General features: G+C 38.1%; 11 protein-coding genes. All 11 read left to right on the plus strand.

The features are described from left to right. Positions 1-34: 34 nt before the first annotated feature. The 11 genes from FTU29_RS02055 to FTU29_RS02105 all read left to right on the plus strand — a co-directional run bounded on the left by FTU29_RS02055 (position 35) and on the right by FTU29_RS02105 (position 13,612). Positions 35-646 carry a hypothetical protein gene (locus FTU29_RS02055; protein ID WP_180023731.1) on the plus strand — a complete coding sequence of 204 codons (612 nt, stop codon included), beginning with the start codon at positions 35-37 and terminating at the stop codon, positions 644-646. Between the two features lie 15 nt (positions 647-661). Next, complete coding sequence (tssB, locus tag FTU29_RS02060; protein WP_078193364.1) at positions 662-1,165, plus strand: type VI secretion system contractile sheath small subunit; 504 nt, start codon at positions 662-664, stop codon at positions 1,163-1,165. Next, a complete protein-coding gene (gene tssC / locus FTU29_RS02065; RefSeq protein ID WP_180064163.1) occupies positions 1,158-2,642 on the plus strand; it encodes a type VI secretion system contractile sheath large subunit in 1,485 nt (494 codons plus the stop codon). Before tssB ends, tssC begins: the two co-directional genes overlap by 8 nt. Positions 2,643-2,690: 48 nt before the next feature. Further along, positions 2,691-3,194 carry a type VI secretion system tube protein Hcp gene (locus FTU29_RS02070; RefSeq protein WP_078190771.1) on the plus strand — a complete coding sequence of 168 codons (504 nt, stop codon included), beginning with the start codon at positions 2,691-2,693 and terminating at the stop codon, positions 3,192-3,194. Positions 3,195-3,264: 70 nt separating this feature from the next. Continuing rightward, entirely contained in the window at positions 3,265-3,741 is a 477-nt protein-coding gene (tssE, locus tag FTU29_RS02075) for a type VI secretion system baseplate subunit TssE (protein ID WP_078190770.1), read from the plus strand. Between the two features lie 15 nt (positions 3,742-3,756). Then, positions 3,757-5,565 carry a type VI secretion system baseplate subunit TssF gene (tssF, locus tag FTU29_RS02080; RefSeq protein WP_180120044.1) on the plus strand — a complete coding sequence of 603 codons (1,809 nt, stop codon included), beginning with the start codon at positions 3,757-3,759 and terminating at the stop codon, positions 5,563-5,565. Continuing rightward, complete coding sequence (tssG, locus tag FTU29_RS02085) at positions 5,529-6,521, plus strand: type VI secretion system baseplate subunit TssG (RefSeq protein WP_180095180.1); 993 nt, start codon at positions 5,529-5,531, stop codon at positions 6,519-6,521. The genes tssF and tssG overlap by 37 nt, the downstream gene beginning before the upstream one ends. A 2-nt stretch (positions 6,522-6,523) precedes the next feature. Further along, entirely contained in the window at positions 6,524-7,969 is a 1,446-nt protein-coding gene (locus FTU29_RS02090) for a hypothetical protein (RefSeq protein ID WP_180120046.1), read from the plus strand. A gap of 28 nt (positions 7,970-7,997) precedes the next feature. Continuing rightward, positions 7,998-11,828 carry a type VI secretion system membrane subunit TssM gene (tssM, locus tag FTU29_RS02095; protein ID WP_180120048.1) on the plus strand — a complete coding sequence of 1,277 codons (3,831 nt, stop codon included), beginning with the start codon at positions 7,998-8,000 and terminating at the stop codon, positions 11,826-11,828. Between the two features lie 57 nt (positions 11,829-11,885). Further along, positions 11,886-12,845 carry a type VI secretion system-associated protein TagF gene (gene tagF, locus FTU29_RS02100; protein ID WP_078190765.1) on the plus strand — a complete coding sequence of 320 codons (960 nt, stop codon included), beginning with the start codon at positions 11,886-11,888 and terminating at the stop codon, positions 12,843-12,845. Positions 12,846-12,865: 20 nt separating this feature from the next. Beyond that, entirely contained in the window at positions 12,866-13,612 is a 747-nt protein-coding gene (locus FTU29_RS02105) for an OmpA family protein (RefSeq protein ID WP_249679969.1), read from the plus strand. The last annotated feature ends 17 nt before the right edge of the window (positions 13,613-13,629 follow it).

The raw sequence follows: 13,629 nt of genomic DNA on the forward strand, positions 1-13,629 counted from the left end.
ACAAACCGTTTTTGCAAAAGATAAAGCGGCATCTGTGAAAAAATCCTGTTTAAAGGATTATCCACTGGCAGTAGGTGATACAGATCCAGAGATTATTGGTTTTTATAATCAGTTATGTGACAAAAAAAATAAGAAAAATGAGAACTTAAAAAATGAAATTTTTGTAGATATTGCCAAAAAATATCAAGCTAATGGTTACAATTTAAAAGCATTGCAAGCGGTCAATCTGCTGCGAGAAAAGAACTATCAGTCGCCTGAACTTACTGATGTCACTTTTTTAGCAGGTATCGCTATTTCTTATAATGCGCTGAATCATATGCGGAGTAATGAAAATCGTACTCTAGATGAACAGACCTATTCTCCTGCCAAAGTGTTGTCGGATAATATTCGTTATATTCAGCCGACGATTGATAAATCTACGTCTGCTGCAGCAGATGTTCGTGAAAAAAGTACAGAATCTTCGAGCAATGTGAAATCTAAACAGACAACACCAGCTAAAAAACGAACCAATACAGCGTCTACCAAGTCTAAACAAACGACTACAGCAGCAAGCAAAAAGAAAACTACCACGACAGCAAAAACGCAGACTACAGCGAAAAAACCTGCTGCCAGTGGTTCACCTTTCGATACATTAAAAAATAAATAACAAGGAAAAGCACTCATGGCAAAACGTGAAAGTGTACAGAAAAAACTTCAACGAATTCGTCCTCCTCGTGTTCAATTGACTTACGATGTTGAAGTTGGCGACGGTAAAGAAATTAAAGAATTACCATTCGTTGTAGGGGTGTTAGGTGATTTCTCAGCGGCATCTGAAGTAGAGAAAACCAAATTAAAAGACAAGAAATTCATTAATGTTGATTTAGATAATATTGATGAAGTCATGGAGTCTTTAGCGCCACGTGCTAATTTTCAAGTTGAAAATACCTTGACTGAAGACGGTGGAAAAATGTCGGTAGATCTTACATTTAAGAGCATGGCCGATTTTACTCCTGAGCAAGTTGTACAACAGGTTGATCCACTACAAAAGTTAGTTGCTGCGCGTGAGCGTCTGTCTGACTTGCGTAATAAAATTTCAAATAATGAACGCTTAGAAGATTTATTGGATGAAGTGTTACATAACACTGATCAAATTCGTAAGTTGAGCGTGGAGGCAGAAAATGAGTAATTATAATACTGCAACTGCTGCAAACCTTGAAGCAACCGAAGAATATTCACTTTTAGATTCAATTGTCGAACAAAGTCGTATCGCGCGTACAGATCAAGAACATGATCGTGCAAAAAGTTTGATTGGTGAACTTGCTAAAGAAGTGATGGCAGGTACCATCACCGTTTCAGACAATATGACTTTATCAATTGATAAGCGTATTGCTGAAATTGATGCGTTGATTTCATCTCAGTTAAGTAAAATCATGCACCATGCTGAATTTCAAAAAATTGAATCGACATGGCGTGGTTTGTATTATTTCTGCCAAGAAACACCTTCAAATTCTTTAACAAAAATTCGTATGTTAAATACGACGAAAAAAGAATTGATTAAAGATTTCCAAGGTGCGACCGATTTTGACCAAAGCACGTTGTTCAAAAAAATCTATGAAGAAGAATATGGATCATTCGGTGGTGCACCTTATGCAACACTGATTGGTGATTTTGAGTTTGACCGTACACCTTCTGATATGTATTTGCTTGAGCAAATTTCACATGTCGCGGCGGCTGCACACGCACCGTTTATTTCGGCTGCAAGCCCAAATATGTTGGGTCTAGAATCTTTTACAGATATTGATCGTCCACGCGATGTGTCTAAAATCTTTGAAACTGCTGAATATGTACAATGGCGTTCATTCCGTGAAAGTGACGATGCACGTTATGTTGCGTTGACAATGCCACGTGTATTGGGTCGTTTGCCATATGATCCAAAAGAAGGCATTGCCACTGAAGGATTTAACTTCGTTGAAGAAGTTTCAGGTGAAAATCATAATGAATATTTATGGATGAACGCGGCTTATGCCTTTGGTACGCGTTTAACCAATGCATTTGATATGCATGGTTGGTGTGCTGCGATTCGTGGTGTAGAAGGTGGTGGTTTAGTTGAAGGCTTGCCTGTCCATACGTTCAAAACCAATGATGGCGAAGTGGTCTTTAAATGCCCAACTGAAATTGCCATTACTGACCGTCGTGAAAAAGAACTGAGTGACCTTGGTTTTATTCCGTTGGTACACTGCAAAAATACGGATTATGCAGCATTTTTCGGTGCGCAATCGACGCAAAAACCTAAAAAATATGATAGCGATACAGCAAATGCCAACTCTGCATTGTCTAGCCAGATCCAATACATCATGGCAGTTTCACGTATTGCACATTATTTAAAAGCAATGATGCGTGACAAAGTGGGTAGTTTTGCATCAGCGGGTAATGTTGAGACCTTCTTAAATGAATGGTTGTCGCAATATGTATTACTTGATGATGGTGCATCTCAAGAAGCTAAAGCTCAGTATCCATTGCGTGAAGCTTCTGTAAAAGTTGTAGAAAATCCAGCTTTGCCTGGTCACTACAAATCTGTGGTTTTCTTAAGACCACATTTCCAGTTGGATGAGTTGTCTGTTTCATTACGACTTGTGACCGAGTTACCTCAGTCCTCAAATTAATTTTGGGTCAACACTATAATAACTTTAAATAAATAGGTATTCAGAACAATGAAAGATATATACATTCAATTTCGTGGTAAGTACAAAGTAGACGGCGAATCTCGTGATGCAGAGCACAAGAGTTGGTTAGAAGTTAACTCTTGGACGCATAACATCCGTCAACCTAAATCTGCGACTTCTTCAAGTGTGGGTGGTCACACTGCAGAACGTGTAGAGCATTCTGACATGGTTTTTGTTAAAGATTTAGACGCGACAAGCCCTAAACTTTGGGAAGCATGTTCAGCAGGTTATACATTTGATGAAGTTCAAATTGATTTCTACCGTGCGAATGGCGACAAACGTATTAAATATCTTCAAATCAAACTGAAACATGTGTTGGTTTCTAGCGTGACTCCAACTGTAAATGATGAAGGTGTTCCACACGAATCATTTGGTTTGAAATATGCTGCAGTAGAGTGGACATATAACCAACAAGATATTAACGGTACTGCGAAAGGTGCTGTTACTAAGAAGTGGTCATTATCTAACAACACTGCTTCATACGCAGCGTAATAGATGGATTCAGATAGAGGCTAACTTGGGTAGCCTCTATTTTCATTTTTTTAAATATTTATAAGAAGATATGAATCTCGATCAGCTTTATCCTTATGGTTTTAGAACGACATTATTTGACCGCTTATTACCAGCTGATGCTCAACAGACTCAAGGTCTGTCTTTGCAAGAACTTCGTGAATCTGTTGCTTCCGATTTAGAGGATCTCCTCAATAGTCGGGTGGCAAAGTTAGATGAACTGATTGATGACTTTCCATTAGCAAAAAAGTCTATTTTGCAATTTGGCATTATCGATTTTGTGGGCTTATCGACAGCAAATCCATCGGATCGCGACAAAATTTGCCAGTCTATTGAACAATCGATTGCTGCACATGAACCGCGTTTAAAGCAGATTCGAGTCGAAATGCTCATGGATGGTCATAATATGGGGGCACTATGTTTAAGTATTCAAGCATATTTAAATATTCATCCTTTATATGAACCGGTTATTTTTGATGCCTTATTAAAACCAACAACACAACAATATGTTATTTCTCCAAGAGCTTAATGAAGTGGGTTATCTGTGATTGAAGAGCTGTTACCGTATTACGAAAAACAACTACAGGAATTTGGACAACAGTCCCGTGAGTTTGCCAGTAAATACCCCAAAATCGCCCAGCGTTTGTCTTTAAACCAAGAACAAATAGATGACCCGCATATTGAGCGTTTAATTCAAGCATTTTCTCTAATTTCTGCACGGATTGATAAAAAACTTGCAGATAGTTATGACGTTTTTACCCGTTCAATTTTTGAGGTGATGTTTCCTCAATATTTAAAACCATTTCCTGCATGTTCTGTAGTAAGCTTCGAAGATATTAATAAAATTAAGCAATTAACAGATCGACACGTTATTCCAAAGGCGACCAGTCTAAAAGCCAAAAGTACGCGCGGTGTTCAATGTGAATATCAGACGGTACAAGAAGTCACATTATTACCGATTCAATTAAAACAGTTCCATTTTAAAACTCATCCATCGGCACATATGCATTTAAATCAAAATGCTACATTGAGCTTAGGATTTGAAATTTTTTCGAATAAGCACGCTTTACTCAAAAATGAAACTTTGCCGATATTTTTAGACGCTATTTCTAATTTTCCTTTGCAGGTTTTAGATAGTATTTTTAAATCCACTACAAGTTTTTCGATTCGTGTGGGGCAGCACATTTTTGATATTGCCAATCCATTTGAAATTATGGGCTTTGATGAAGTTCAAAGTGTTCTACCTATCGATCAACATACACATCATGCATATCGTTTATTGATGGAATATTTTTGTGTTCCTGAAAAATTCAATTTTTTAAATCTAAATTTAGATTTCATTAAGTTTTTAAGTTTAGAACATAGTGAATTTGAAGTTCAAATGCACTTTAAACTCAATTTAAATGATCAAGCGGCGATTCGAAATTATTCAGAATTAAATGCGGCAAATTTTAAATTGTTTGCTACACCAATTGTTAATCTTTTCAATAAACAAGCAGAGCCGCAAAAGATTAATCATAAGCGAATGGAATATCCATTGGTGACAGATGCACACCATCCTGAATATTTTCAAGCCTATAGCATTTTAAAAATGAATATGGTGCGTGAAAAAAGCAACCAAGATGAAGTGTATTATCCGGTACTGCCTTTTTTTGCAATGAGTCATTATCATCAGGATAAAGTCCAGTTTTTTTATAGTTTAAATCCGCAGCAGATGAAGAATAAACATCAGGAATTAAACTATTCAATCATATCTCGTGCTTTAGACCCACATAGCACTCAGTCCGATTTTATTAGTACTGAACTACTATGTAGTAATCGTGAGTTACCTTACGAAAGTTATAATAAAGATCAGAATGCATTAACTCTGAATGATAGTAATTTGGCCCGTCGTGCCCTGATGCTCAAACGACCGTCGTTACCGTATTATTTTGAGCAAAATAAACAAGAACAGTGGCGGGTCATTTCACATTTATCTTTGAATAATATGTCTTTAATGAAAGGCGATACGGTCTCTCATATTAAAGAACTTTTGGAATTGTATAATTTACCTAAATCGAAAGAAAACCAAATTATTATCGACTCCATAAAAAATATTCAGTTTTCTACCACACAGAAACTTGTAGATAGTAAACCGTTTCCATTATTTGTCAGAGGTTTAAAAGTACAGCTCGATATCGATGCGGATATATTTAGAGGGCATAGCCTGTATATATTTAGTCAATTGCTAGCCCATATCTTTAATTTAAAAGTCAATATGAACAGCTTTGTCGATGTCTCGGTTTTTGATGCAAATAGTCAACAGGAGTTATACCAATGCGTGCAGAACGTTGGTGGCAAGAAAGCTCTGTAATTGACGGACTTTTCCAAGAACCGAAAGCCTACGAGTTTGTTCAAGCTACTCGTTTGTTAAGACATGCACCTTATGGAGCAGCTCAAGTCCATTGGGCCAATGACTTTGAGTTTAATAGTTCACTTAATTTGAACTTCCCGAACACTGAAATTGAAAGTTTAGAGTTCAACGATGAGAAAGTTGAACTGACAAATTTAATGGTGGGTTTAACGGGTATTCAAGGTGCATTACCTTATAGCTATACCAATAAGATTAAGCTCAGCGGGCGACATCAGCGACACGAAACACAAAAGTTTTTAGGGCTGTTTAATCATAAATTAACAGCACATTATGTTGATGCCAGTTTAAATTATCATTTACCTATTCGTTATGAAATCGAGCAGGATAATCACTATCTTGATATTTTACATGCATTAAATGGTTATATCAGTAGCCAGCATGATCAGCCAGATTTAGATGATTATTTTGCTGAATTCTCAGGTTTAATGCAGGGGCAAAACAATACAGCTTATGCATTAAAAACCATGCTGAATTGTATCTTTAAGCAGAAATTTGATATTCGAGAATTTATCCCTGAAACTTTTGTATTTGAAGAAGATCAGAGAACATGTTTAGGTGGATCTCAGCCGAGCTTATTGGGGCTGAATACTTTTTGTGGTGAGAAGATTCAACAGATTGACGAAAAAATTGAAATCGTGATTGGACCTTTAAATCATGAAGATTATTTAACATTTTTACCGAATCAGGCACGCAGCCTAAAATTAAAACAAATGATTCAAACTTGGTGCAGTCCAACATTAATGGTGGATGTGCGCTTAATTTTACAAAAAGAAGAAATAAAACCGGTATGTTTAAATTCTTTGAGCGGAATTGGTTTAGCTCAGGGAGCATTTTTACAGCCGAATAAACAGGTCGATAATACAGAAACCTGTTATGCCTTAATGGGGAATGCATAATAATGCTGAAATTAATAATTGGAACCTTTAGTACGCTTTTTGTTTTGTGTACTGCTTTCGTGATTTTTTACTGGCGAGATACAGGCTATGACCCGACGGCTTTCGATTTAGTCACATACTTTTTACTTCTTCCTTTAGCTTTATGTGCAATTATTTTGTCGCCTTATTTGCTTTACAAGGGCATTCAACATCAAAAAGAAAAAAAACTTGAAGCTGAAAAACGTGCAGAAGAACAAGCTGAGCAACAACAACTTGAGGCCAATGAACAAGCAAAACCGAAGCCTATTGATGTACAGCAATTTCGTTTAAATGTTTATTCTTCAGCGGCTTGGCATAGTTTTGGTGAAAACGAACAAATTATCCAAGATATTCAACAATTCAAAAGTCCTGAACTCGATGATAAGTTATTTAATGCATACGGTTTGCCTGTTCTTTCATTTCGAATCAAAGATTTAGATGAACTCACTAATGAAGAAGCAGATGATGAATATAGTGCCATCACCATGCGTGAAAAACGAATCCAGTCACTTATTCAGCAACAACTAGAACAACACGCTGAAAGTCTATTTTTAATTGCTGAGCATCTGAAGCAATCAGCACTCTTTTATGATAGTGAATTGGCATATCAGTATCGTATGCATCCGGGTTGGGTGGATCCAGATTATACGCAAGATGAACATCCAGAACATTTGGCGAACAATGCACAGCAAGTTTCACGTTTAAATCGTTTAAATGTCCATATTTTGCTTGCTGATAATTTGATTCATCAATGGAATGATGATTATGCTCAAATTATTCAGCAGTATCTATCTGACGGATTTTCGATCATTCCCGAACAAATTCATATCGAGCCACATTTTATCGGCACTCAAGTCGCTTATTCAGAATGGTTAAGCATTTTAGAGATGATTTCAAAACAAAAGTTTGAAGTCAGTTTGATTCTCAATGCTGACTCTGAAATCGACCAAGAATGGATTGATGAAAAGATGTGGTTACAAGAAAAATACATTGCTGCAGAGTTTGCATCGAGTTGGTGTTTGGCTGCTTCAGACGTTCAAGTTCGAGGTTTAACTCCAAATAAAGTGCTACAAGTGGTGGCACATGAGCCTGAGTTGAAACGTAATTTAGAGCTTAAAGCACTGAATAATTTAGATCAGTATGATCAAGAACAACCCTTTTTATTGATGTTAGATGATGTAACGGATATGAAAGTGGTGAAAAAATTACAGTATAAATTTAATGAAACCGCGATTGAAACCTATCATTTTTTATATACAAAACAGAATCTTGGAAATACCCAGCAATTGGCAAAAATTTTTGGATTCATGTTGGGTATGCACTTGCCAGAAGAGTTAACTGCCATGATTTATAGCACAGACCAAGAATCGACATTTGCTTTTATTCAAGCATTTTCAGTAGAAGATGAACTTGAACAAGAAACTGTTTAATTAGAATTAAGACGAAATTGAGAACATTGTGAACACACTATTTTATACGATCCTCGGTTATGTTTGGCAGTACGTCACCAATCCTAAAGCGATGGTGGCTTTGTCATTTTTTGTGGCCATTGTGGCTATGCATAATTCGATTCCACAAAAGACTTTTTACATTGTGGTTGCTGTTTATATTCTCGGATTAATTCTGTGGGGTATTTATGAATTAGTGCAGCATTATCGTCATAAACAGCAAGGCGAAGAGCTGGCTGAGGCGATTGCCAAAGATAATGAAGCTGAATACGGCAAACAAAAGAATAAAGAAGAACTTGCGCTGATCAATCAGCAAATGAAAGAATCGATTCAACTTATCCGTAAATCAAAACTTGGCGACAAAAAGGGAAATGCAGCGCTATATGAATTACCTTGGTACATGGTGATTGGTAACCCAGCAGCGGGTAAAAGTTCAGCGATTTATAATTCTGGCCTTAGATTTCCATTTGAAGAAACCCATCAGAAAATGGTGTCGGCAGGTCTAAGTGGTACTCGTAACTGTGATTGGTTTTTCTCTACAGATGGTGTGTTACTCGATACCGCAGGTCGATATTCAGTTTATGCCGAAGACCATTCAGAATGGTTAGGTTTCTTAAATATTCTCAAGAAAAACCGTTCTAAAGCACCAATTAACGGTTTAATCGTGATTGTTTCTGTGGCGGAGCTTGTTAGTCAAAGTCCTGAAAAATCAATCAAATTAGCCAAAAACTTACGCGCACGTATACAGGATTTGACGGAACGTTTAGAAATTTTTGCGCCAGTGTATATCGTTTTTTCAAAAATGGATTTGATTGCCGGCTTTACTGAATTTTTTGATTGTTATGATAAGGATGAATTTGATCAAGTTTGGGGTGCAACACTGCCTTATGATCCAGACTCATCTGAGCATGCCGTTGAGATGTTCGAAAAGCATTATTCAATTTTATACGATGGTTTGAAGAGTGTCAGTACTACGCACTTGAGTCGTCGTCATTCGCAAAATATTTCTCCAAGTGTAATGACATTTCCACTTGAGTTTAAAAGTTTAAAGCCAGTGTTAAAAACTTTTATTGGTACGTTGTTTCAAGACAACCCTTATCAGTTTAAACCGGTATTCCGTGGGTTCTATTTCACCAGTGCGTTGCAAGAAGGTGTGATTGAAAGTCCAATGACGGAGCAAATCGCTGAAGATTTTCATTTGGTGAAAAGTACGGATAGTGAGTTTGGCATTCCTACGAATTCTGTTTCGCAAGACCATGGTTATTTCTTAAAAGGACTCTTTTCAACCGTCATTTTAAAAGATAAAAATCTAGTTAAACAACATATCAATCCTGCACGTAAACGTCAGCGCTTTATGGCATTTATTGCTGCATTGTTATTGGTTGCTGTGGTGCTTGGGTTATGGGTTTGGTCGTATCGTAATAACCAACAACTCGTGGCGGAAGTTCAAGCTGACTTAGACAAAGTTGTGCAAATGGAAAGCCGTAGCGGAAGTGAGCTTTCGACTCAATTGGATGCATTGCTGATATTACAAGGGCATTTACAGCAGCTCGATCACTTTGATGAAGATCGTCCTTTGAAATACAGCTTTGGTTTATACCAAGGGAATAAAATCCGTGAAAAACTTAAAGTTGAGTATTTACGTGGTATTCAACAAATTGTATTGGCACCATCTCAGCAAAATATGGCACAGTACTTACAACGCGTTAAAGCCAATGAAGCGACGTTGAAAGAAAATCACGTCAATGTGCAAATCACTCAAGCTGTGAAATCAAATCAGCCCTATTTAGAACCATCGGATACTAATCCTCAGGATGCCTACAATGCACTGAAGGCGTATTTGATGATGAGCAATCATAAATATATGGAATCGAGCCATTTGAGTGACCAAGTTACTCGTTTCTGGCGTTCATGGTTAGATTCAAATCGCGGTCAAATGCCACGTGGGGAAATGATTCAAAAAGCTGAACAAGTTTTATCTTATGCGATGACTTTAGCTGCTGATCCTGCGTTCCCGCAAATGGAATCTGATCCTTTATTGGTTGATCAAACACGTCAATTATTGACGGCTGTTACTATGGGTATTCCTGCACGTGACCGCGTTTATAACGAAATTAAAATGCGTGGTTCGGTACGTTTCCCTGCGGTGACAGTGAAGCAAATATTAGGTGAAACAGGCCAAAACAGCATGTTGGGTAGTTACGCCTTGCCGGGTATCTTTACTTACCAAGCTTGGAATGATTATGTAAAAGATGCGATTAACCAAGCCGCGAATAATCCGACGGATACTCAAGATTGGGTACTCAATACCAATCGCTCTGATGACCTGACGTTTAGTGGTAGTCCAGATCAGATCAGTAAACAGTTAACCGAACTTTATAAGCAGGAATATGTCGCTGAATGGCGTAAGTTTTTAAATGCTGTGCATTATGGAAAAGGTGCAGATGTTGCTCAGCAGTCACGTTTTATCGATATTTTAGGTGAACCTGAGAATTCGCCAATTCGTAAAGTGGTGGACCGTATTGCGAAAGAAACCAGTTGGGATAATCCAATTGTTCAAGCAGAACTGGCTGCGCCTCAGAAAGGTTTTATTGCGTGGTTTAAACGTAAAGTTCTCAGCCGTGATGATGCGCAGCAGGCACAGCAAGTGGCTTCTAAAGCCGGTCAAGGTGTTATTGCAAAAGAATTTGATGTGTTCTATCAATTGGTTCGTAAGCGTGATGATCAGCAAAACAAATCTATTTTAGATGAATACATGCTGTCTTTGAGTCAAGTGCGCAGCAAGTTCAATGACTTGAAGAGTGGCGGTGATATGGGACCTGCAAGCATGACATTGGTGAAACAAACCATCAATGATCAAAGCTCTGTCTTCAATAGCACGCAAAAATTTGTGGATGAAAAAATGTCTGTCGGTCTGAATGAATTAGATCAACAGTTGATTCAAAAACTCTTTATGCAGCCGGTGACACAGTCATTTGAAGTTCTTTTGATCCCAGCGCAAAACGAAATTAATAAGTTGTGGGCAATGCAGGCGTATCAACCATTTACAACCAATCTTGCGCCTAAATATCCATTTAATAGCAATGCTACTTTACAAGCGACCAGTAATGAAATTAGCCAAATTTTTGGTGAAAACGGAAGTATCGCTCGCTTTGTAAAAGAATATTTAGATCCATTGGTGATTCGTCGTGGCTATACCTTAACCACGAAAACATGGAAAGATTTGGGCATTGGTTTAAATCCACAATTCGTAGCGAATTTCCAACGCTATGTTGCGCCAAGTAATGGCGTTGCTACAGGGGAGTTGAGTCAAGCAGCACCTGCGGCAACCAATCAATCGAACTTCCAGTTCTTCCCATTAGAAAATACACAGTTGCTTTCATATACCATTGATATTGATGGTCAGCGTATGGTGTATGAAAACGGTGTTCAGCAATGGGTGAACTTCGTTTGGCCAAATAAAGGGGCAATTCCGGGTGCACGTATTACTGCAATTGACTTGGAAGGTCAAACGCATACGATTTTTGATGAGCCGGGTGAATATGGTATTAACCGATTGGTTGAAGGCGCTCAGCGTACACAAAATGGTAATTCATTTGAAATGGTGTGGCGTAGCAAACAAAATCCAAAAGTGTTTGTTAAAGTGAATTTCCGTTTAATTAGTGGTAACGCATCTGGCCCAACTACAGGTTCAGGCTATTCAGGTATGACTCTTGTTGATCAAGTGGTGACGAATAAAGGTGTTCGTGTCGTCGCAGCGCAAACGATGCCTGCAGGACAAGCGCCTGTAGCTCCAGCGACTTCACCGATGAGTGTTGTACAAGGAACAGCAACGCCATGATGATGAATTTAAAAATGAGAGCGGTGGCATTCGTGCAAAAGAACAAGGAGTGTGACGATGTATGAAGTGAGAACGACACCGCTGTATTATGGGAAATGTCCAGCTCGTGGTGACTTCTTAAAGAGCCGTGAACAATATTCACTGATTCAGTTAATCGATCAGTGGATCACGGAGGCGCTTGAGTTCGCTATGCGTTCAGACAATTTTAATGCAGCGTATAACTCACTGCCTTCATTAGATTTCTTTATTGCCAGTCCAAAAGATAAGCGTTTTTTGGTTGCCAATTTGATTAGTAGTGAAGACAGTTCAAAGCGTCAATTTCCAATGGTGCTCGCTCATCTGCTAGAAATCGATGATCCTTTCGATAATATTTTGTATGCACCTTATCGTTATAAACAAACCTTAATTGACTTATATCAGCGTAACCGAGTGATGCGTTCTATTCGCGATCCCGATATTTTGCTCGATAAATTAGGCAAACTGAATAACGAAATTCAAGTGTTCGGGACAGAAGAAACCTCTTCTTTTTATGAGCATCATACGTTGCATTCATTTGCACGTTTATTGAATTTTACGCCTTATCAGTTGGCGCAAAGCATGATTGGTCTCGGTTTGCTGCTACAACCGATTATTCATCAGGGTACGTCTCGGTTGAATAAAGTGCTGATCTTACCAATCAATAATATTAGTTACTGCTATGAAATTGCGGCTTTTTGGGTCAATTTAATTAGTCGTTTTGTCGAAAACCAAGATGCTGAGTTACTCATTGGCATCCTACACAGTGATTCACCTGTTTTACTGTTTGGTTTTCAAGGTGCTGATATTACTGCACTCAGTGATGTTTTTACCCAAAATATGCAAAGTGATCATTGGGTTTCCCTGATCGATGCCAGTTGGATTGATCCTTATCTTGAACAAAATGCAGGTTTAGCCGTTTTGGAACAGTCTTTGAGTGAGCGTCAGATCAGCCTTATTCATGGCATTAAACTTTTTAGACAGACTTTTATAGAAGAATAATGATGCAAAGAATCTTATCAATGTTGCCCAAATTTATTGCGAGTGTATGCATTTTAGGTTGTTCGACTTTGCTTTGGGCAGAGCCTATTGTGATTGAAGGTGCTGTACCGAATGAAGCAACCAAGCAAGAAATATTAAATAAAGCCTATTTGACCTATGGTCAGGCAAATGTGGTTGATAAAATTCAGGTTCGAGCGGTTACAGCACCTAATGGTTGGGGTAATAGCGTAAGCCAAATGATTAATGATGACCTAAAAAAAGTAAAACAGGGGAAACTCTCTGTACGCGGAACGCAAGTCGATTTAAGTGGCAAGATGTCAAATCAAAATGATATCCAACCCACGACCACCAAGTTTCAGTCTTTGGTCACAGCACCTTTTCGTTTCAATGCACAGCTTTCTGTCAATCAGGCTGAACAAGCCATTATTGATGCGGCTTTACGTAATCGTATTATTGAATTTGAATCGGGCAGTGCTATTTTAGCGCCATCTGGGGTACAGATCTTAGATGAAATGGTTGTCGCACTGAACCGCGTCGGTGGGAAAAAAGTACGAATTATTGGTCACACAGACAGTTCGGGCAATCCTGAGAAAAACTTAAGTTTAAGCCAAGATCGTGCTAATGCGGTTAAAAACTACCTGATTTCAAAAAATATTGCGGCGGCGAATTTAAGTACTGAAGGGATGGGATCAAATAAGCCTGTAGCAGACAATGCTACGCCTGAAGGTCGTAAGAAAAACCGTCGTATTGAGTTTGAAGTACTGTAACTATGTTAACTTAACTA

This window comes from Acinetobacter sp. YH12086 (assembly GCF_013419345.1).
Classification (GTDB): Bacteria; Pseudomonadota; Gammaproteobacteria; order Pseudomonadales; family Moraxellaceae; genus Acinetobacter; species Acinetobacter amyesii.

What these genes read in the sequence shown, in the direction of transcription:
- tssB (WP_078193364.1), top strand. Translation starts at nt 662, where the DNA reads ATGGCAAAACGTGAAAGTGTACAGAAAAAACTTCAACGAATTCGTCCT.
- tssC (WP_180064163.1), top strand. Translation starts at nt 1,158, where the DNA reads ATGAGTAATTATAATACTGCAACTGCTGCAAACCTTGAAGCAACCGAA.
- FTU29_RS02070 (WP_078190771.1), top strand. Translation starts at nt 2,691, where the DNA reads ATGAAAGATATATACATTCAATTTCGTGGTAAGTACAAAGTAGACGGC.
- tssE (WP_078190770.1), top strand. Translation starts at nt 3,265, where the DNA reads ATGAATCTCGATCAGCTTTATCCTTATGGTTTTAGAACGACATTATTT.
- tssG (WP_180095180.1), top strand. Translation starts at nt 5,529, where the DNA reads ATGCGTGCAGAACGTTGGTGGCAAGAAAGCTCTGTAATTGACGGACTT.
- FTU29_RS02090 (WP_180120046.1), top strand. Translation starts at nt 6,524, where the DNA reads ATGCTGAAATTAATAATTGGAACCTTTAGTACGCTTTTTGTTTTGTGT.
- tagF (WP_078190765.1), top strand. Translation starts at nt 11,886, where the DNA reads ATGTATGAAGTGAGAACGACACCGCTGTATTATGGGAAATGTCCAGCT.
- FTU29_RS02105 (WP_249679969.1), top strand. Translation starts at nt 12,866, where the DNA reads ATGTTGCCCAAATTTATTGCGAGTGTATGCATTTTAGGTTGTTCGACT.